15 protein-coding genes are annotated in these 19,341 nt (G+C 72.5%); 6 read left to right on the top strand and 9 right to left on the bottom strand.

The annotated features are described in order from the left end of the window. Nucleotides 1-161: 161 nt before the first annotated feature. Nucleotides 162-1,481 carry an LCP family protein gene (locus ACH4K1_RS10845; protein WP_398088457.1) on the bottom strand — a complete coding sequence of 440 codons (1,320 nt, stop codon included), beginning with the start codon at nucleotides 1,479-1,481 and terminating at the stop codon, nucleotides 162-164. Between the two features lie 117 nt (nucleotides 1,482-1,598). Between ACH4K1_RS10845 and ACH4K1_RS10840 the strand changes: the two genes are divergently transcribed. Next, nucleotides 1,599-2,168 (top strand): acyl-CoA thioesterase, encoded by a 570-nt coding sequence (locus ACH4K1_RS10840; RefSeq protein WP_398088456.1) that lies wholly within the window; start codon nucleotides 1,599-1,601, stop codon nucleotides 2,166-2,168. Between the two features lie 154 nt (nucleotides 2,169-2,322). On the opposite strand, the gene ACH4K1_RS10835 is transcribed toward ACH4K1_RS10840, so the two are convergent. Continuing rightward, nucleotides 2,323-3,717, bottom strand: a complete 1,395-nt coding sequence (locus ACH4K1_RS10835; RefSeq protein WP_398088847.1) for an LCP family protein — start codon at nucleotides 3,715-3,717, stop codon at nucleotides 2,323-2,325. Between the two features lie 319 nt (nucleotides 3,718-4,036). On the opposite strand from ACH4K1_RS10835, the gene ACH4K1_RS10830 reads away from it, so the two are divergent. Beyond that, entirely contained in the window at nucleotides 4,037-5,065 is a 1,029-nt protein-coding gene (locus ACH4K1_RS10830) for a glycosyltransferase family 2 protein (RefSeq protein ID WP_398088454.1), read from the top strand. A gap of 78 nt (nucleotides 5,066-5,143) precedes the next feature. Here ACH4K1_RS10830 and ACH4K1_RS10825 read toward each other — a convergent pair whose 3' ends face one another. The 4 genes from ACH4K1_RS10825 to ACH4K1_RS10810 all read right to left on the bottom strand — a co-directional run bounded on the left by ACH4K1_RS10825 (nucleotide 5,144) and on the right by ACH4K1_RS10810 (nucleotide 11,353). Then, nucleotides 5,144-6,916 carry an LCP family protein gene (locus ACH4K1_RS10825; protein WP_398088452.1) on the bottom strand — a complete coding sequence of 591 codons (1,773 nt, stop codon included), beginning with the start codon at nucleotides 6,914-6,916 and terminating at the stop codon, nucleotides 5,144-5,146. A gap of 37 nt (nucleotides 6,917-6,953) precedes the next feature. Then, nucleotides 6,954-8,717 (bottom strand): LCP family protein, encoded by a 1,764-nt coding sequence (locus ACH4K1_RS10820; protein ID WP_398088450.1) that lies wholly within the window; start codon nucleotides 8,715-8,717, stop codon nucleotides 6,954-6,956. Nucleotides 8,718-8,941: 224 nt separating this feature from the next. Next, the gene (locus tag ACH4K1_RS10815) at nucleotides 8,942-10,423 is read right to left on the bottom strand and encodes an LCP family protein (RefSeq protein WP_398088448.1); all 1,482 of its coding nucleotides are present in this window, start codon (nucleotides 10,421-10,423) and stop codon (nucleotides 8,942-8,944) included. Between the two features lie 177 nt (nucleotides 10,424-10,600). Further along, nucleotides 10,601-11,353, bottom strand: coding sequence for a TIGR03089 family protein (locus ACH4K1_RS10810; protein ID WP_398088446.1), 753 nt, complete (start codon nucleotides 11,351-11,353; stop codon nucleotides 10,601-10,603). Nucleotides 11,354-11,514: 161 nt separating this feature from the next. On the opposite strand from ACH4K1_RS10810, the gene ACH4K1_RS10805 reads away from it, so the two are divergent. From ACH4K1_RS10805 to ACH4K1_RS10795, 3 genes are all read left to right on the top strand, one after another. Next, nucleotides 11,515-13,041 carry an N-acetylmuramoyl-L-alanine amidase gene (locus tag ACH4K1_RS10805; RefSeq protein ID WP_398088445.1) on the top strand — a complete coding sequence of 509 codons (1,527 nt, stop codon included), beginning with the start codon at nucleotides 11,515-11,517 and terminating at the stop codon, nucleotides 13,039-13,041. 80 nt (nucleotides 13,042-13,121) lie between these two features. Beyond that, nucleotides 13,122-14,213 (top strand): sugar phosphate nucleotidyltransferase, encoded by a 1,092-nt coding sequence (locus ACH4K1_RS10800; protein ID WP_398088443.1) that lies wholly within the window; start codon nucleotides 13,122-13,124, stop codon nucleotides 14,211-14,213. 159 nt (nucleotides 14,214-14,372) lie between these two features. Further along, complete coding sequence (locus ACH4K1_RS10795; protein WP_398088442.1) at nucleotides 14,373-15,395, top strand: DNA-3-methyladenine glycosylase family protein; 1,023 nt, start codon at nucleotides 14,373-14,375, stop codon at nucleotides 15,393-15,395. A 95-nt stretch (nucleotides 15,396-15,490) separates the two neighbouring features. Here ACH4K1_RS10795 and ACH4K1_RS10790 read toward each other — a convergent pair whose 3' ends face one another. From ACH4K1_RS10790 to ACH4K1_RS10780, 3 genes are read right to left on the bottom strand one after another with little or no spacing between them, the layout of a single operon-like run. Continuing rightward, nucleotides 15,491-16,870, bottom strand: coding sequence for a coenzyme F420-0:L-glutamate ligase (locus tag ACH4K1_RS10790; RefSeq protein ID WP_398088440.1), 1,380 nt, complete (start codon nucleotides 16,868-16,870; stop codon nucleotides 15,491-15,493). Then, nucleotides 16,867-17,823: a 2-phospho-L-lactate transferase gene (cofD, locus tag ACH4K1_RS10785; RefSeq protein WP_398088438.1), complete on the bottom strand. Its 957-nt coding sequence runs from the start codon at nucleotides 17,821-17,823 to the stop codon at nucleotides 16,867-16,869. The genes ACH4K1_RS10790 and cofD overlap by 4 nt, the downstream gene beginning before the upstream one ends. Before the next feature lie 13 nt (nucleotides 17,824-17,836). Beyond that, nucleotides 17,837-18,337, bottom strand: a complete 501-nt coding sequence (locus ACH4K1_RS10780) for a cysteine dioxygenase (protein WP_398088437.1) — start codon at nucleotides 18,335-18,337, stop codon at nucleotides 17,837-17,839. Nucleotides 18,338-19,068: 731 nt separating this feature from the next. Here ACH4K1_RS10780 and ACH4K1_RS10775 point away from each other — a divergent pair. Then, nucleotides 19,069-19,332 carry a WhiB family transcriptional regulator gene (locus ACH4K1_RS10775; protein WP_003968728.1) on the top strand — a complete coding sequence of 88 codons (264 nt, stop codon included), beginning with the start codon at nucleotides 19,069-19,071 and terminating at the stop codon, nucleotides 19,330-19,332. The last annotated feature ends 9 nt before the right edge of the window (nucleotides 19,333-19,341 follow it).

Raw genomic sequence — 19,341 nt, 5'->3', positions numbered from 1 at the left:
TGGACACCGGGGGCTATTTGCGGCGCACGGGGGGGGCGCGCCGTGGCCGGACGGGGGCCGCCGCTGCGGGCGCGGCGGCAACCGGGGGGGGGGCCCGCCCGGCGCCGGCGCGCCCGGCGGGCCCCCGGGCCCGTACGCTCCGGCTGACCGCCTCCAGGCGGTCAGTCGGCCTTGACCGTGACCTTCTCGTCGTTGTTGAGCTGCTGCACCAACTGCTTCACCTTGGCCTTGTCCCAGACCAGGTTCCCGTTGACGCTGCCCGAGATCGGCATGTTCATCGACGTGCCGTCGCCGCCGGTGACGCCCTTCATGGCGAAGAACATGTTGCCCAGCGACCAGAGCGACATGTCCTTGTCCACGATCAGCGTGTCCAGGCCCGCCCCCATCGTCGGGTACAGCTTGAACGGGTTGATGATCGTGGACGGGGTCGCCGTCTGGCTCGCCAGCGCCGCGAGGAACTTCTGCTGGTTCTTCGTACGGTCCAGGTCGGCGCCCGGGAACGCGTAGCGCGTACGGACGAAGGCGAGGGACTGCTCGCCGTTCAGCGTCTGCTTGCCCGCCTGGAAGTCGGCCCCGGACTTCTTGTCCTTGAACGCCTTCGGGATGTCCAGTTCGACCCCGCCGATCGCGTCCACGATCTTCGCGAAGCCGCCGAAGCCGATCTCGACGTAGTGGTCGATGTGCAGGCCGGTGTTGAACTCCACGGTCCGCACCAGCAGTTCGGGTCCGTCCTCGGCGTAGGCGGCGTTCAGCTTCACCTGTCGGCCGGTGCCCTGGAACTTCTTCCCGGACTCGGACCCCACGAAGGACGGGATCTCGACGTTGGAGTCGCGCGGCAGGGAGATCAGCGTCGGGCCGTTGGAGCCGTCGTGCAGGATCATCATCGAGTCGGTCCGCTTGCCCTCGGCGGAACCGGTGCGGAGCCGCTTCTTCTCCTCGGCCGACATGCCCTCGCGGCTGTCGGACCCGACGATCAGGTAGTTCGTGCCGTCGCCGGTCTCCGGCCGCTCGATGACCTTCGAGAGGTCGACCTCGCGCTTCAGCTTCGAGTCGGCCCAGAAGTACGTCGAGATCGAGACCGCGAGCACCACGACCACCAGGGTCAGCGCGCCGAGCTTGATCCGGCGGCGCCAGTCCGGGGCCGGGCGGCCCACGTAGCCCCCGTCACCGCCGCCGCGACGGCCGCCGCCGCCCCCGCCGCTCCCGCCGCTCCCCGAGCCGTAGACCTGGCCGGTGTTGTAGCCGCTGTCGTACCCGGGTTCGGGCGCGTTGCCGTACCCGCCGTCCTGGTAGCGGTCGTCGTAACCCTGGCTCTGCGGCGGCACCTGCGGTCGCCGGGGCGGCACCTGCGGCCTCTGCGGCGAGGACGGGCGGCGCTGGACGTGCGGCATCGCCCGCGCACCCTCGGGCTGGGGGCCGGCGCTGCCCCGCCCGTAACGCTCGCTGCGGTCGCCGGTCCGTCGATCGGGCCAATCGTTCATCCGAACAGTGTGCCGCCCCGGCCCACGGCTCTTACAGGGTGTAAGGGAAATCGCACCAGGGCTGTTGCCAACCTGATGCATTCTGCGGGAGCACGGAGCCCGCATAAGGTGGACGGTATGACAGATCAGGCCACTGGCGTAACAGATCCGGCCAACCGCTCAGAGGAAGAGATTCCGGGCAAGCCGACCGCGGCGTCCCGGACCACCCTCAGCCACATCATGACCGGCAGCGACACCAACCTGCTCGGGACGGTGCACGGCGGCGTGATCATGAAGCTGGTCGACGACGCCGCGGGCGCGGTGGCCGGCCGCCACTCCGGCGGCCCCGCCGTGACGGCCTCGATGGACGAGATGGTCTTCCTGGAGCCGGTCCGCGTCGGTGACCTCGTCCATGTGAAGGCCCAGGTCAACTGGACCGGCCGCTCCTCGATGGAGGTCGGCGTCCGGGTGATGGCCGAGCGCTGGAACGAGTCGACCCCCGCTCAGCAGGTCGGCAGCGCCTACCTCGTCTTCGCCGCCGTCGACGGGGACGGCAGGCCCCGCCGCGTGCCGCCGGTGGTCCCCGAGAGCGAGCGCGACAAGCGGCGCTACCAGGAGGCGCAGATCCGGCGCACCCACCGGCTCGCCCGCCGCCGAGCGATCAAGGAACTGCGCGAGAGGCGCGCCGCGGACGGCATCGACGACTGAGGCGTCTGAGGCGTCTGAGCCCTCTGGGGTGACTGAGGCGATTGAGCGGACGGTGTCTCCGGCGGAGCCGCACGGGTTCCGCACACCGCGCCGGGCGGCCGGGGCCCGGTCCGCACACCGCGCGGGGCCGGAGCGGAGAGCGCCCGCCCCCGCCCTACGGGCACACCACCTCGTCGCCCCGCACGGGGGATAGGTCACCCGTCGTCCCCCGGCTCTCCGCCCGCACCGGCCGCACCCGCGTGAAGTCCGCGCCCACCGTCACCTTCATCTGCGGGCCCTGGTCCTCCACCGGCTTCAGCTCGCTCCCCGGCAACGCCGTGGCCAGGGACTTCGCCGACCGGTCCCAGCGCGGGTCGTACTCCACGAGCGTCCGCTCCACCTCCCGCGCCTCCCCGTTGAGCGGGACCTCGGTGGTGGCGAAGCCGGTGGCCCGCAGGGCCTCGTCCACGGACCGGCCGAGCCCGTTCTTCGGGGTGCCGTTGTAGACCTGCACCCGGATCTCCTTCGGTGCGACGTCCACCAGCGCGGCCGGGGGCCGTTTCCCCGCCCCGGCCTTCGGCCCCGGCTTCGGCTTCGCCGGGGCCAGCGGCTTGTCCTCGCGCAGGGCCTGGAACAGCTTCTTCGACTCCTCCGCGTCCCACCGCACCGTCGAACCGATGCCCTCGACCGGGAAGCTCGGGTCGCCGACGGGCACGGAGGCGAACTCCGAGGAGGCCGGACCGAAGTCCTTCATCGCCCGGCCGAGCGCCAGCATCTGCTCCGTACCGAAGTCCTTGTCGGCCCGGACCGAGTCCAGCACCGTGGCCGAGACGTCCTTGAACCGCATCGGGTTCAGCAGCACCCCGCTGCTCGTGGCCCGCTTGATCAACGCCGCCATGAACTTCTGCTGGCGCTCCATCCGGCCCAGGTCGGCCGCCACGTCCACATGGCGCGAGCGCACGTACTGGAGCGCCTGGCCGCCGTTCAGCTCATGGACGCCGGCGGGCAGGTCCAACCCCGTGTACGAGTCCTCCATCGGGCGGGCGGTACAGATCTCCACCCCGCCCACCGCGTCCACCGTCTTCATGAAGCTGGTGAAGTCGATCTCCAGGTAGTGGTCGATCTTGACCTTGGTCATGTTCTCGACCGTCCGGACGGTCAGCGTGGGCCCGCCCTCCGCGTACGCGGCGTTCAGCTTCACCGGATGGCTCTCGTGCCGCTCGCCCGTGGTGCGGTCGGTGTGGGCGGGCATCTCGGCGTAGCTGTCCCGGGGGAGGCTGACCACGCTCGCCCGCCGCCGGTCGGCCGACAGATGGACCAGCATGATCGTGTCGGTGCAGTGGCAGGGCGCGCCGCCCAGCCGGTACTTCTTCCGCTCCTCCTCGGTGATGGTGTCCCGGCCGTCGGTGCCGACGAGCAGCAGATTGGTGCCGTGGCCCCCCTGCGGGCGGTTCTTCATGTCCTTGAACGGATCGACCCGGCCGATGCCGTCCTCCAGGCCGCTCACCACGGCGTGACCGATCCCGCCCGCCCCCAGCACCAGCACCGAGAGACCGATGGCCACCCGCATGCCCCAGCGGGGCCGCTCGTCCTGCCTCCGGGGGCGCACCGGCCGCGTGCCCTGCGGCGGACGGCGGCGCGGGGGAGAGGGGCGGGGCTGCGGCGGGCGCTGCGGTACGGGCACGGGGGAGACACCTCCGGGGTGCAAGGGAGACACCTCTGCGGTGCAAGGGGGACCATCGCACGGTAGGCCCATACGATTCTCCGCCCCGGCCACGACCCGGCGGCGCGCACCGGTGTCCCCCATTCGCGGTAACGTGGCGGCCGAACAACGACGCCTCCAGGGTGCGGAAACCCCCTGGCGCCCCGAGGACCCACCCGAGGACCACATGTCTGCCGCGCAGTACCCCGCCGTCTCCGTGATCATGCCGGTGCTCAACGAGGAACGCCATCTCAGGAACGCGGTCCGGCACATCCTGGAGCAGGAGTACGCCGGTGAGATGGAGGTCGTGATCGCGCTCGGCCCCTCCGTGGACCGTACGGACGAGATCGCCGCCGAACTGGTCGCGGAGGACCCCCGGGTCCACACGGTGCCCAACCCCACCGGCCGTACGCCCGCCGCCCTCAACGCCGCGATCAAGGCGTCCCGCCACCCCGTCGTCGTCCGGGTCGACGGCCACGGCATGCTCTCGCCGAACTACATCGCGACCGCCGTCCGCCTCCTGGAGGAGACCGGGGCGCAGAACGTCGGCGGCATCATGCACGCCGAGGGCGAGAACGCCTGGGAGGAGGCCGTCGCCGCCGCGATGACCTCGAAGATCGGCGTCGGCAACGCGGCCTTCCACACCGGCGGCCAGGCGGGCCCGGCCGAGACCGTGTACCTGGGCGTCTTCCGGCGCGAGGCGCTGGAGCGGGCGGAGGGCTACAACGTCGAGTTCATCCGCGCCCAGGACTGGGAGCTGAACTTCCGTATCCGCGAGGCGGGCGGGCTGATCTGGTTCTCGCCCGAGCTGAAGGTCCAGTACCGCCCCCGCCCCTCGGTCAAGGCGCTCGCCAAGCAGTACAAGGACTACGGCCGCTGGCGCCACGTCGTCGCCCGCTACCACCCCGGCTCGATCAACCTCCGCTACCTCGCCCCGCCGACCGCCGTCGTCGCCATCGCGGCGGGCCTGGTCCTCGGCGCGGCCGTCACCCCCTGGGCCCTGGTCGTCCCGGGCGGGTACGTGGCCGCGATCGTCGCCGGGTCGCTCCCCGCGGGCAAGGGGCTGCCGCTGAAGGCCCGCGCCCAGATCCCCGTGGCGCTGGCGACGATGCACATGTGCTGGGGCTTCGGCTTCCTCACCAGCCCCCGGTCCCTGGCCCGGCGGGTCATCGCGAGCCGCCGGCCGGCGATGGCGGACAGCGCCGGGACCGCCTGACCCGGACGGCCCGGCAACCGTGGCGAAGGGCCCCACCGCTGAGCGGTGGGGCCCTTCGCCACGACTGTCCTCACCGCGTCACCAGGTGTAGTTCGGGTTCACCTTCATGCACGCCTTCTCGTCGTCGCCCTTCAGCGCGCCCGCCGACTCCGGCGTCTTCTCCGTGCCCTTCGACACCGGGTAGGTTCCGTCCTCGCGCCAGTCCGCGCCCACGGCGAGCGAGATCCCCGAGACGTCGGTGGACTTCTTCACCTGGGAGACCGGGACACCGAGCGCCTTGGCGACCGCCTGCGCGTCGCCCTCCAGCTCCGCGCTCGGGAACAGGACCGTCGTCCGAGCCGCCCCGGACACGTCGTTCGCGTCGACGGTCGTCCGCGCGAAGCCCGCGGCCTTCAACTGGTCCGAGACCTCCCGCGCCCTGCCCGACGCCGGGCCCTGCCCGTCGGTCGCGGTGGCGTTCCGCACGGCGACCGCGATCTCGGCGACCGGGGCCGACGCGTCCTTCGCCTCCTCCACCGGCTTCTTCCGCTTCGACCCCTTGCCGTCCAGCGGCACGTCCTCGCGGACCATGCGGAACAGCTGCTCCGCGTCTCCGGCCTTCGGGTAGACCCGGCCGCTGTTCACACCGGTGCCGTACACGTTCGGCATGGTCGACATCGTGATGCGCTGGGTAGGGACCTTCTTGAACTCCTCCGCCAGGTCGTACAGCTTCTTGACCGTGTCGAGGCCCTTGTCGACCGTCAGCGCGTCGGTGGCCGCCTCGGCGAGGTTCATCAGCTTCGCCGGGTCCGTCAGCTTGGTGCCCTTGCGCAACTCGCGGACCATGGAGTTCATGTACTGGTGCTGGGCCTTCGCCCGCCCGAGGTCGGTGTTGTCCTCGAAGCCGTAGCGGGTGCGCAGCCACTGCAGGGCCTGCTCGCCCTTGACGTACGTGGTGCCCTTCTCCAGCTTGAGCCCGGAGCCCTTGCCGTCGGCGCCGCGCGAGTGGATGTTGGCGTCCACGCAGACCGGGACGCCGCCGACCGCGTCGGCCATCGAGACCACGCCCGCGAAGTCGATCATCATGAAGTGGTCGATGCGGATGCCGGTCAGCTCGTACCAGGTGGCCACCGTGCACCCCGGACCGCCGCGCCCCAGGCTCTCGTTGGTCTGCACGTCCCGTTGGCCGGCGGGGAAGACCTTGCCGTCCGGGGCCGTGCACTTGGGCATCTTCACCATGGTGTCGCGCGGCATGCTGATCACCGACAGGTTGCTGCGGTCGGCCGATATGTGGAGCAGCATCTGCACGTCGGCGAGGGGCGGAGCGCCGAAGGTCTCCTTGGCGCCGCCCAGCTTCTGGTTGGCCTTGGAGTCCCGCGCGTCGGAACCGATGAGCAGGATGTTGATCGGGGTCTGCCCGGCGGCGTTGGCCTTGTGGTCGGCCATCTCCTTGTCGCCGAGGGTCAGATCCTCTTTCTTGATGTTGTCGTTGAGGTGCTCGTAGTAGAGGCAACCGGCGCCGCCGGTGCCGAGTATCAGCACGGCGAGCACGGAGGCGCTCCAGCGCAGGACGCGCCGCTTGGGGCTCTTGGGCGCGCGGCGGCTGGTGGCGCCCCCGGCACCGCCGCCCCCTCGCCGGCCCTTCGCGGAGCTCCGGCCACCCCCGTCGCCGGGCTCCCTCCTCGACCGCGGGCCCGCGCCCGGGGCCCCGGAGGCGCGGTCGGCGTCGTCCCCCACGACGCCCCCCGGCCCCTCGCCGCCCTTCTCGTGCGGGCTCGCACTCCGGCCGGCCCCCCCGGCTCGATCGCCGCGGCGCACGCGTGACCGCGCCCGCTCCCCAGGCGTGCTGCTCCGTCCCACCGGACCCCCCATGCTGTTCAGATTTCCGCTACGGCGCGGTGACCCGGTGTCACTTGGCGCATACCGCCTTGTCGGCGCGGGCTTGGTCGACGCCCTCCGGAGCCTTCGCCGGCCCGGTGATGAGCTGTCCGGCGCCCTTGAAGTCCCCCCCCAGCGTGAGCACCATCGCTTCAAGGCCCTCGGCGTCCGTGGTGCCCTGCTTCATGGCGGTGGCGGGCAGCCCCATCATCTCGGCGAGCGCCCGGGCCTGGTCGGCCTGGTTGGGCGCGTACTCCAACGTCGTCTTCTTGATCTTCTCGGGTGCGTTGGCCTTGTTGGTGGACTTCAGCACCCCCTGCTCGTTCTGGAGCCAGGTGACGGTCGAGCCGGCCGCTCCGGGGAGGTCGCCTCCGTTGAGGACGTCCACGCGGACATCGGCCGGGGCGGCCTTCGGGCCCTTGAGCAGGGCCGCCTGCTTGCCCTTGGCGGCCTTCTCCTTCCGCTTCACCTCGGTCAGCGAGGTGTCGGAGCGCAGCATCGCGAAGAGCGGTTCGGCCCTGGTCTCGTCCACGACGACGGTGACGGGCTTGGGCTCGGCGGGGTTGTCCTTCACCGGCATCGTGACGAAGGTGATGTTCCCCGTGTCGACCTTGGCGATCTCCTGGGCGAGCGTCATCAGCTTCTTCGCGTCGCCGATGGCCGTGTCGACGGTCAGCGCCTTGGTGGCGGCGTCGGCCAGCTTGTAGAGCTTCTTCGGGTTGGTCAGGGTGTCGCTCGACTTCATCTCGCGGATCATCGAGCCGAGGAACTGCTGCTGCACCTTGATCCGGTCCAGGTCGCTCCGGTTGCCGAAGCTGTCGCGCGTACGCAGCAGGGCCAGCGCGTTCTCGCCCTGCACCGTCGACTCGCCCTGGGGCAGCTTCAGATGCGACTTCGGGTCGTCGATCGGCTTGGCCATGCAGACCTTGACGCCGCCGACCGCGGTGGTCAGCTCCTTGACCGCGTTGAAGTCGACCATCATGAAGTGGTCCGGCTTGACGCCGGTGATGTTCTCGACCGTCTTCATCGTGCAGCCCGGGTCGCGCCCGTTCTGGCCGAGGCTGGTGTTGAAGCGCGCGCTCGCGGTGCCGGGGATGGCCGCACTGGTGCCGTCCTGCTGCTTCGTCTCGCACTCGGGGATCTCGGTCACCAGGTCGCGCGGGATGCTCATCGCCGTCGCGTTGGTGCGGTCCTCGGAGACGTGGAACAGGATGTTCGTGTCGGCGTGCCCGGTACTGCCCTTGTCGCCGTAGCCCTCGTTGCCCTTGCCGGTGCGCTTGTCGGTGCCGATGACCAGGATGTTCATCGGGCCGTCGGTCACGACGTTCTTGCTCCCCGCGTCACCCACGTCGATGGCGTCGATGTTCCCGTTGAGCTTCTCGTACAGCAGGTACGCGCCGAGCGAGGTGCCTACCACGACGAACGCCATCACGCCGCCCGTCCACAGCAGCGCCTTCTTCTTGCGCGTCTTCCGGGGCTTGCGCTTCCGGCGGCCCGCCGCGGGGGGTTCGGCGGAGGCGCCGCGCGTCCCCTGCGCGCTGCGGCGGCTGCGCTGGCCGGGCACCTCGTGGCGCTTGGTGACCGGGACGTCCTCCCGCGTACCGGTCCGGGAGCCGGCGCGGCGGCCGCTCTCCTCGGCCGTGGCCGTACGCGAAGCGCCGCCCCCCCCGGAAGTGCCGCTCGACTCCCCTGTGGAGTGATCCAGTCGCAATTCGTAATTGCCGGTGTGCGGGTTGAGTACCCACTGGTCGGCGGGGTCGATATCGTCCGCCCGTCCACGACTGTGCGCGTCCACGGTTGCCTGCGTCCTCCGTCGGTGCCACGCGAGGCGCCCTCCCCCGGCAAGGCGCTCGTTCCTTCGCTCCAGCAGTGCACGACCTGACGGCCGGAAGCACCGGATCGCGTCACACTATCCGGCCGATTCCGCGTCGAGCGACGGGCGTGACACATTCCACGCCCCTTACAACTGGGCATTCTTCCCATTACGCGTCGATTGTGTTCGGTGTCTTGGCAATTGCTTTACTGCTTGCACAGGTCGTCCGCCGCACTCGATCCCGAATAGGTGGGCGTGGGCGTGGGGCTTTCGGAGCCGGCGCCGTCCGGCTTGCCGTCCCGCGTCCTCTCCTGGTCCTGCCGCGCTTCCTCGAGTTCGTCGGCCGGGACCACCGCGACGGGCCGGTCCTCGCGGAGTTGCCGGAACAGCTCGCCCGCGTCCGGTTCGACGAGTTCGTCCCGGTTCGGGTCCTGGCGGTACGGCTGCCGGGGCACGGTCAGGAACTGCACCTGGTCGGTGGGCACGTCGCGCATCCCGCGCACCAGGTCGTACAGGTCGCGCAGCGAGTCGAGCCCCGGGTCCGTGGTCAGCGACTTGGTCGCCGCGTCGAGCACCGGGTAGAGCCGCGTCGGGTTCAGCAGAACGCCGTTGCTCTGCATCTTGTTGACCAGCGCGCCCAGGAACTGCTGCTGGCGCTCCATGCGTTCGGTGTCGCTGCCGTTGCCGAGGGACTTGCGCGCCCGTACGTAGCCGAGGGCCTCCTCGCCGTTCAGCGTCTGCCGGCCGGCCGGGAGCTCCAGGTGCGCGTCCTTGTCGTCGATCGGCTTCTCGAGGCAGATCTCGACCCCGTCGACGGCGTCGACCATCTCCTTGAAGCCGTTGAAGTCGACGACCATGTGGTGGTCGACCCGGATGCCGGTCATCCGCTCCACCGTGCGGATCGTGCAGGCGGTGCCGCCCGTCTCGAACGCCGAGTTGAACTGCGCGAACCGCTCACGGGACTTCTTGTCGTCCGCCGTGCGGCAGCCGGGGACCTCCACCATGAGGTCGCGGGGGAGGGAGACCGCCGTCGCGCTCTTCCGGTCCGCCGCCAGGTGCAGCAGGATCGTGGTGTCGGAGCGCTGGCTGCCGCCGTCGTCCCGGCCGTACTCGCTGTTCTCCCCGGCCCGGCTGTCGGAGCCGATGAGCAGGATGTTCCGGGCGTCCATCACGACCGGCGTCGGCCGCTCCTCCTCGTACGCCTTCAGCTCGGCGGCGGCGCTCGTGTCGGTGGTGATGTTCCCGTCGAGCTTCTTGTACACCCACCAGCCGACCCCGGCGGCGACCAGCACGAGGAACGAGGCGGCGAGCGCGGTCCAGCGCAGCCAGCGCCGCCTGCGCGCGACGACGGCGCCGTCCTTGGACCGGTCGGCCCAGGTCTGAGCGCCGGGGCCGCTCCCTCCGGGCCCGGCGGCGGCCGGGCCGCTCCCGTCGGACCCGCCCTCGGCGGCGCCGCTCCCGGCCGCCTCGGCAGCCTCGGCCGCTCCGGCGGCGTGGGGCTCCCCGGTGGGCCCGGCCTCCTGGCCGCTCCCGGCCGTTCCGGGGCTTTCGACGGGGTCGTCACCGCCGTCCCCGGGGGCCGGGCCCCCGGGGACGGACTCCTCCTGCGACCTGCTCTGCGGCTTGTCCCCGGCCGGGCGGCCCGGGTCGGACGGCGGGCCAGCACTGTCGGTCACGTCTGCGTCCATCCTTCACGTTCGGCGGCGCGAGGGGCCGCCGGTCGCAGGAGTAGACGGCTGAAACTCGCGCTTGGTTGTGCACGACAAGGAGAGTGGTCCGTACCCCCCGATCATCTCCCCGCGCGCGTGCCGATCACCGAGGACTCGGCCCGCTGTGGGCCGGACGGGTGGGCCTCGGAGCGCTTGTCATACCGCGGAGTTCGTGACCCGCTCGGCCTCGACCCGCTTGGCCAGCCCGGCGGCGTCGAGCTGCCCGAGGTGGCGGCAGAGCACCACGGACCCCCCGGCCGCCAGCGGGGCGAAGAGCCCGGCGCTCAACCCGTCCCAGCTGTCGTACGTACGTCCGGTGAGCAGCCGGGAGCCCGGGGCGAGGCCCAGGGCGGAGGCGTCCTCCCGGGCGCGGGCGACGAGCTGGGCACCCGTCAGCTCGACTCCGTCGACGGCCAGCGCGGGCCCCTCGGGGTCCACCGGGGCGAACGGCGCGAAGCGGTCGCCCTGGCCCGGCACCTCCACCGCGTAGTCCGCGAACCCCTCGGGCGGTTGCGGGAAACGGCCGCCCAGCGGCCGCAGCGCGAGAGCGACGCGCTCGCCCCGGCAGGCCCGGGCCCGCTCCAGCGTCTCCGGACCGGTCACGACGAGGTCGGCGGCCGCCGGGTCGCCCTGCACGTCGGCGACGACCCCGACGGAGGAGCAGGCGAGCAGCCAGACCGCCGACTGCCAGTGGGCGGGGAGCAGCAGGGCGAGCCGGTCGCCGGGCTCGGCGGCGAGATCGCCCTGGAGCAGGTTGGCGGTCTTGGCCACCCAATTGGCGAAGGTGGCCACCGACAGTTCGACGCGCTCTGCGGTGGCGTCGTCGTAGAAGGTGACCAGGGGGCGGGCGGGGTCCGCGGCGAGGGCGGATCGCAGCAGGTCGGCAGGGGTGCGGTCGCTGGAGTTCACCCGCGCAAGCGTACGCGGGGGGCGTACGCGGAGCGGGCCGAACGGGTGGCCGGCCGGGCGCCGCCCCCACCGGTTCGGCAGACGGCGCGTCGCACCGGGGCGGATGTCCGGGTAGCCGGACTGATGACCCTATGGCAAATATCGTACGTATGCGCTCACTTATGGTCACTTCGATCGGTGTCACCTGCGCGGCGGCCCTCACTCTGCCGCTCGCCGCCCCCGCCCTGTCCGCCCCGGTCCCCCACGCCTCCGCGGCCCGCCCGCCCTCCCTCTCCCCGGAGTCGCCGGGAGCCGGTCCGCCGGCGGTGCGGACCGCCGACCCCGGGGCGGCCGAGGACCGGTCCACCGAGTCCCCCGCCACCGAGTCCCCCGCCACCGAGTCCCCCGCCACCGAGGACCGGTCGGCCGGGCTCGCGGGCTCCACGCAGTCCCTGCCGCTGGAGCCCCTCGCCACGCCGTCCGACCGCTCGGCGGGGCCCGCCGATCCGGGCCGGGGGCTGGACCGGCGGACGACCCGGCCGTTCTCCCTGGTGGGCGTGGTCTGGGACGACGCCGGGGCCGAACTCCACGGCAGGGTCCAGGTCCGCACCCGGGCGGTCGGCGGCGGGGGCTGGTCGGGCTGGCAGGACGTCGAGACCCACAACGCCGAGCACGCCGCCGACCTCGACAGTGACGAGCGGGCGTCCGGGACCGTGCGCGGGGCGACCGCCCCGCTCTGGGTCGGGGCCTCGGACGGCGTGGAGGTACGCGTGCACCCGGAGGCCGCCGATGAGCAGGGCCGCTCCATCGCGGTGCGCCTCCCCGAAGGCCTGCGCCTCGAACTCGTCGACCCCGGCCCCGACCCCGTGTCCGCCGGGGAGGCGGCCGGCGGCCGGACCGCCGTCCCGGCGGGGCTCGCCGTCCACCCCGGACCGCCCCCCGCCGGCACGGCGGCGGTCGTGCCGGAGGCGCTCACCGCCGAGTCCGCCGCCGCATCGGCCGTCAACGCGGAGCTCGCGCCGCTCGGCGCGTCCGTCATCCCCGCGCTGAGCGAGGCGGAGACGGCGGAGGCGGCCGAGTTCAACGCCCCCGGGGCGAAGCCGTACATCGGGCCCCGGCCGAAGATCATCACCCGCAAGGGGTGGGGCGCGGACGAGAAGCTCCGCGAACGGAACTTCGCGTACACCAGGACCGTCAAGGCGGCCTTCGTGCACCACAGCGCGACCGGGAACAACTACACCTGCAAGCAGGCCCCTTCCGTGCTCCGCAGCATCTACCGCTACCACGTCAAGAGCAGCGGCTGGCGCGACTTCGGGTACAACTTCGCCGTCGACAAGTGCGGAAACATCTACGAGGGCCGGGCCGGCGGCGTCTCGCGGCCCGTCCTCGGGGCGCACACCCTGGGCTTCAACAGCAACACCATGGGCATCGCGGTGCTGGGCTCCTACTCCTCCACCACCCCGCCCGCCGCCGCGGTGACCGCCGTCGCCAAGCTGACGGCGTGGAAGCTCGGACTGTTCGGGGGCAACCCGAAGGGGAAGGTGACGCTCGTCTCCGGCGGAAGCAACAAGTACAAGAAGGGCAAGAAGGTCAAACTGAACGTCATCTCGGGCCATCGGGACGGTTTCGCAACCGAATGTCCCGGAGCGCGTCTCTACAAGAAGCTCGGCAAGGCCCGGACCAGCTCCGCCCGACTGCAGGGCCGCTGACCGGGGCGTATCCGACCGGTCTGCTTAAACTGGCCAGCCACGAACCAGGCCAGGCCCCACCAGGAAGCAGAGACGGTGCTGTGACAGAGGCAAAAGAAGCGATTCTCCTGGTCGGTGGCAAGGGCACCCGACTGCGCCCGCTCACGGTGCACACTCCGAAACCGATGGTGCCGGCGGCGGGCGTCCCCTTCCTCACCCACCAGCTGGCGCGCGCCCGGGCGGCCGGGGTGGAGCACATCGTGCTCGCCACCTCCTACCTGGCGGAGGTGTTCGAGCCGTACTTCGGCGACGGCTCCTCGCTCGGCCTGCACATCGAGTACGTCACCGAGCAGGAGCCGCTCGGCACCGGCGGCGCCATCCGGAACGTGGCCTCCAAGCTGTCCTCGGGCCCGGACGACCCGGTCCTGATCTTCAACGGCGACATCCTGACCGGGCTCGACATCCGGGCCCTGGTCACCGCGCACACCGCCTCCGGGGCGGACGTCTCCCTCCACCTGACCCGGGTCGAGGACCCGCGCGCCTTCGGCCTCGTCCCGACCGACGACACCGGCCGGGTCACCGCCTTCCTGGAGAAGCCGCAGACGCCGGAGGAGATCGTCACCGACCAGATCAACGCCGGGGCTTACATCTTCCGGCGCTCGGTCGTCGACTCCATCCCGACGGGCCGCCCGGTCTCCGTCGAGCGCGAGACCTTCCCCGGACTGCTCGCCTCCGGCGCCCACCTCCAGGGCATGGTCGACTCCACCTACTGGCTCGATCTCGGCACCCCGGCCGCCTTCGTCCGGGGCTCCGCCGACCTCGTCCTCGGCCGCGCCCCGTCCCCGGCGGTCCCCGGCCGGTGCGGCGACCGCCTGGTCCTGCCGTCCGCCTCCGTGGCCCCGGACGCCAAGATCACCGGCGGCACGGTGGTCGGCGCCGACGCGGTGATCGGCGCGGGCGCACGCGTGGACGGTTCGACGATCCTGGCCGGCGCGGTCGTCGAGGCGGGCGCGGTCGTCACGGACTCCCTGGTCGGCGCGGGAGCCAGGATCGGCGACCGTACGGTGCTGACGGGTGCGGTGATCGGCGACGGGGCCCGGGTGGGCGCGGACAACGAACTGCGCGACGGCATCCGGATCTGGTGCGGCGCGGTGCTGCCGGACGGTTCGGTCCGCTTCTCCTCGGACCAGTAGGAGGCGGGGGCGCGTCCGCGGGGGGCCCGGACCCCGCCGCCCGCCGGGCTCAGCCCGAGGGCCCCCGACGACCAGCGCGGGACTTCCCCCGAGCCCGTACGCGCGCCCCCGTACCCTCAAGGGGACCGACCTCCGCACCAGGAACACCGAGGCCCCTCCGTGGCAGGACGATTCGCCCCCCGCACCGCGCGAGCGGCGCTCCCGCCGCGGACGACCGTGCCGATGGGCCGGCCCCCGGCGCCTCCCGGCCCGTCCTCCCCGCCCGACGCCCCGCCGGTGACCCGGGAGTGGACCCCGCCGGGCCCGCTGGACCTCCGCCTGGTGCTGGGCCCACTGCGTCGGGGCCCGGCGGACCCCACGTTCCGGATGGCCGCGGACGGGACGTTCTGGCGGGCCTCCCGTACGCCGCAGGGGCCCGGCACCCTGCGCGTCGCGGCGCGCGCCGGCCGGATCGAGGCGACGGCCTGGGGCCCCGGCGCGCACTGGCTGCTGGAAGGCCTCCCCGCGCTCCTGGGCGCGGAGGACGACCCGGACGCGTTCGTGCCCCGGCACCGCCTGCTCGCCCTGACCCGCCACCGCCGCCCCGGCCTGCGGCTGCTGCGCACGGGGCTGGTGATGGAGTCGCTGATCCCCTCGGTCCTGGAGCAGAAGGTCACCACGGACGAGGCGTACGGCGCCTGGCGCCGTCTGGTCCGCCGCTTCGGCGCCCCCGCCCCCGGCCCCACCGCGGAGCTGGGCCTGTACGTGATGCCGGAGCCGCGCGACTGGGCGATGATCCCGTCCTGGGAGTGGCACCGGGCGAACGTGGACGCCAAGCGGTCCTCGACGATCCTGCGCGCGGTACGCGTGGCCCGCCGACTGGAGGAAGCGGCGGCGATGGACCTCCCCCAGGCCAAGGCCCGCCTGGAGCTGATTCCCGGCATCGGCCCGTGGACCTCGGCCGAGGTCCTCCAGCGCTCGAACGGCGCGGCGGACGCGGTCACCGTCGGCGACCTGCACCTGCCGGGCATCGTGGGCCACGCCCTGGCCGGCGACCGCGACGCGGACGACGCGGAGATGCTCGCCCTGCTGGCCCCCTACGAAGGCCAGCGCCACCGGGCGACCCGCCTGATCCTGCTCTCCGGCCGCACCCCGGAGCGCCGGGCCCCGAGGATGACGCCGGGCGACATCGTGAACCTCTAGGGGCGCCGGGCAGATCCTGGCCGGGTCCGCGGCGCCCGGCCCGACGAACGGCGGCGGTCCCGTCGCGGCCCGCCCCCGCCCGCCGGACCGGTCCCTCACCGCACGGTGATGAACTCCTCCGGCTCCCGGGGCCCCCGCTCCCGGGGCGCCTTCGCCGGGCGCCCCACCGCCACCGCGCCCAACGGATCCCACGACGACGGCAGCGACAGCGCTTCCCGCACCACCGGTCGGCAGAACATCGTCGAGGACACCCACGCCGATCCCAGCCGTTCGCCCGCCAGCGCCACCAGGAAGTTCTGCACGCCCGCCCCCGCGGCGACCACGAACATCTCGCGCTCCGCCGTGTCGCGGCGCTCGTCCCCGTACGTGTGCGAGCCGTCCATCACCAGGCACGGCACCACCAGGTACGGCGCGTTGCGCAGCACATCGCCCCGCCGGACCCGCTTGGCGATCGACTCCTCGCTCTTCCCGTCACGCCGCAGGTCCTCGATCCACGCGTCCCGCATGGCGTCGAGCAGCCGGGTCCGCGACGCGGCGGACTCCAGCAGGACGAACCGCCACGGCGTCGTGCGGTGCGGCGCCGGGGCGGTCACCGCGGCGGCCACCGCCCGTCGCACCGCCCCCGGGTCGACCGGATCGTCGGTGAACTCGCGCACCGTGCGCCGCAGGGTCATCGCCTCCCGTACGGCCTCCGACGTACCCAGCCGGAACATGTCGTCGGCGGCGCCGCGCACCAGCGCCCGGGCGCCGGGACCGTCGTCCCCGGCCGCCACCACGTGCGGCAGCCCCCGGACCACCGCGACCGGCAGTCCCTCCGCCTTGCCCTTGACCAGGTCCCCGGCGGCGGCCAGTTCGTCCGCGGTGGCCACGACCGTGGCGCTGAGCGGATTGCCGTACGCGTCCGTGCCGCCGCGCAGGTCGTCCAGGACCCGCACCCCCGCCGCGCCGATCGCGACATCGGTCAGCCCGGCGCGCCAGGGCCGGCCGAAGGTGTCCGTGACGACGACGCCGACGTCCACGCCGAGGGCGTCCCGCAGCCCGTCCCGGACGGCGCGGGCGGAGGCGTCGGGGTCCTCGGGCAGCAGCAGCACGGTCCCGGCCGGGGTGTTCGAGGCATCGACCCCGGCGGCGGCCATGACGAGCCCCTGCCGGTTCTCCACGATCCGCAGGGTTCCGCGGCGGGCCACGACCCGTACGGTCTCGGCGTCGATCGCGGCCTCCCGGTCGGCGGCCCGGACGATCCGGCCCTCGGCCTTGGAGACGATCTTCGAGGTGACGATCAGGACGTCGCCGTCGACGAGCCCGGGCTCGGCCGCGGCGATCAGCCCGGCGAGGTCGTCACCGGCCCGCACCTCGGGCATCCCGCGCAGCGCCCACACCCGGAAGGAGGGTGCGGAGCCCCCGCCGCCCGCGGGGCCGGAGCCCTCTTCCGTACCGCTCGCGGTCCCCCCGGCGGCCCCGGCGGCGGCGCTCACGCCCGGACCTCCTCGGCCAGGGCCAGCGCCTGCCGGGCCATCTCGGCGGTCGCCTCCACGTCCGTCATCATCAGCGGCACCGCCCGGCAGCGGATCCCCGCCGCCTCCACCGCGTCGACCGCACCGGCGTCCACCGTGTCGACCAGCCACCCGTCCAGCAGCCCCGAACCGTAGTGCCGGGCCACGGCCGAGGCCGTCGCCTCCACGCCCACCGCGGCGAGCACCTTGTCCGCCATCCCGCGCACCGGCGCGTCCCCGACGATGGGGGAGAGGCCGACCACCGGAACACCGGCGTCCGCGATGGCCTCCCGGATACCGGGCACGGCGAGGATGGTGCCGACCGACACCACCGGGTTCGACGGCGGGAAGAGGATGACGTCGGCGGCGCCGATCGCCTCCAGCACCCCCGGGGCCGGCTTGGCCTGCTCGGCCCCGACCGGCACGATCGCCCGCGCCTCGACGGAGGCGCGCAGCTTCACCCAGTACTCCTGGAAGTGGATCGCCCTGCTCTCGCCGTCCACCTCGACGGCGACATGCGTCTCGACCCGGTCGTCGGACATCGGCAGCAGCCGCACGCCCGGCCGCCAGCGGGCGCAGAGCGCCTCGGTGACCGCGCTCAGCGGGTAGCCCGCGCCCAGCATCTGCGTACGGACGATGTGGGTCGCGAAGTCCCGGTCGCCGAGCCCGAACCACTCGGGGCCCACGCCGTACGCCGCGAGCTCCTCCTTGACCCGGAAGGTCTCGTCGGCCCGGCCCCAGCCCTGCTCCTCGTCGATGCCACCGCCGAGGGTGTACATCACGGTGTCGAGGTCGGGGCAGACCTTCAGCCCGAACAGATGGATGTCGTCACCCGTGTTGCCGATCACCGTGACGTCCGCGTCGGGTGCGGCCTGCTTGAGGCCGCGAAGGAAGCGGGCACCGCCGATACCACCGGCCAGAACAACAATGCGCATGCGCAGCAGTCTGTCAGGCGGGTACGGCGCCCACGGCCCTCGGGGCGCTCTGCGCGGCGTGCATCGGCATCTCGGTGAGCCCCGGGTAGTAGAGGTGCAGACTGACGGCCGGTTCGAGCGAGTCGTTGACCACCTCGTGGACGTACCCCGGGGCGAAGACGCGCTCCGTGCCCGCGCTCAGCGACCGGGCTCCGCGCTCGGTGCGCTCGGTCAACTCGCCTTCCAGGACGGTCAGCACGCCGGCGGAGGGGCCGTGGCCGTGGAGACCGCTGCCCTGGCCGGGCACCCAGCTGAGCAGCCACACCTCGTACCCCGGGCCCTGGCGCAGGCGGTGGTACCAGCGGGAGGCGGAGTCGTACCGGACGAGGTCCGCCCACCGTGCGCGGTCGGCCGCGATGGAGCGCGCGAGGCCGACGAACTCGGAGACGGTGGAGGGGTGCTCGCGGGCGGGCTGCAGGAGGTGCTGGACCTCGAGGATGTCGCCGGCGATCTGGAGGTCGCTGTCGCTGTTCATGGCTGCGGTGGTTCCTCGGCATGGGGGGCGTGTGCGGGGGAGTCGCGGGGAGCGTCGGCAGCCCGGAGAGGGCTGCGGGAGGCGCGGGGTGCGGGGCGCGGAAGAGTGGGGAGGAGCGAGGGGAAGGAGACGTCGCTCGACCGGAGAGACCCGTCCGGCGGGGCTGGATCAGAGCTGGAGCGCTACGGCATCAACAGCTGCGACAGCTGGAACAGCAACAGCGGGCCTGGACAGCGCTGCGGAACCCACGGACGTGGGTGACGTGCAGAGCTGAGGTCGCTGGCATGGGATCAAGGAGACCGGTTCGCCCCTCCCCTGTCAACCTGATGCCTGGTTTAGGGGCAATGGTTCACCCCTTCCGGTCGTCGGGCTCGCAGAAAGGTTTATGCGCCCCAGGTGGGGTTATGCGGCGCATGATTCGCGCTCTCCGCCGCGGCTGACGGGCCGTGACCTGACTGTGATCTTGATCGCTTCGGTGATCGAATCGCAACACAAGGGCACCCCCGCTCGTCTTCCCGGTGGAAGGTGCGGAGTCGTGAGTCCCGTGGCATATGTCAGGTTTTTGCTGATTTGAACACTTTCTGCATACGCTTGGTGCCGCAGAGTGAATCCCTGGGCCAATAGCAGATCCTCGCTTGACTGGCTCGGAGCTACACACTTGTAATTTCACTCGTGTCGTTCAGTCGCAAACGGCTGCAACACGGGACGCAAGAGACAGACGAGGGGCGCACATGACCGAGCTGTTCCAGCAACTGCTGGTCGAGGACGCGGACGAGGAGCTCGGCTGGCAGGAGCGCGCACTGTGCGCCCAGACCGACCCCGAGTCCTTCTTTCCCGAAAAGGGCGGATCGACCCGCGAGGCCAAGAAGGTCTGCCTCGCCTGCGAGGTGCGCTCGGAATGCCTGGAGTACGCCCTCTCCAACGACGAGCGCTTCGGCATCTGGGGCGGGCTCTCCGAGCGGGAGCGGCGGCGCCTCAAGAAGGCCGCGATCTGACGACCGGCG

The sequence above is a fragment of the Streptomyces sp. NPDC017448 genome, from assembly GCF_044330565.1.
Lineage (GTDB): Bacteria > Actinomycetota > Actinomycetes > Streptomycetales > Streptomycetaceae > Streptomyces.
The sequence above is the reverse complement of the archived record's forward strand: the minus strand, read 5'-3'. Positions and strand labels throughout refer to the sequence as shown.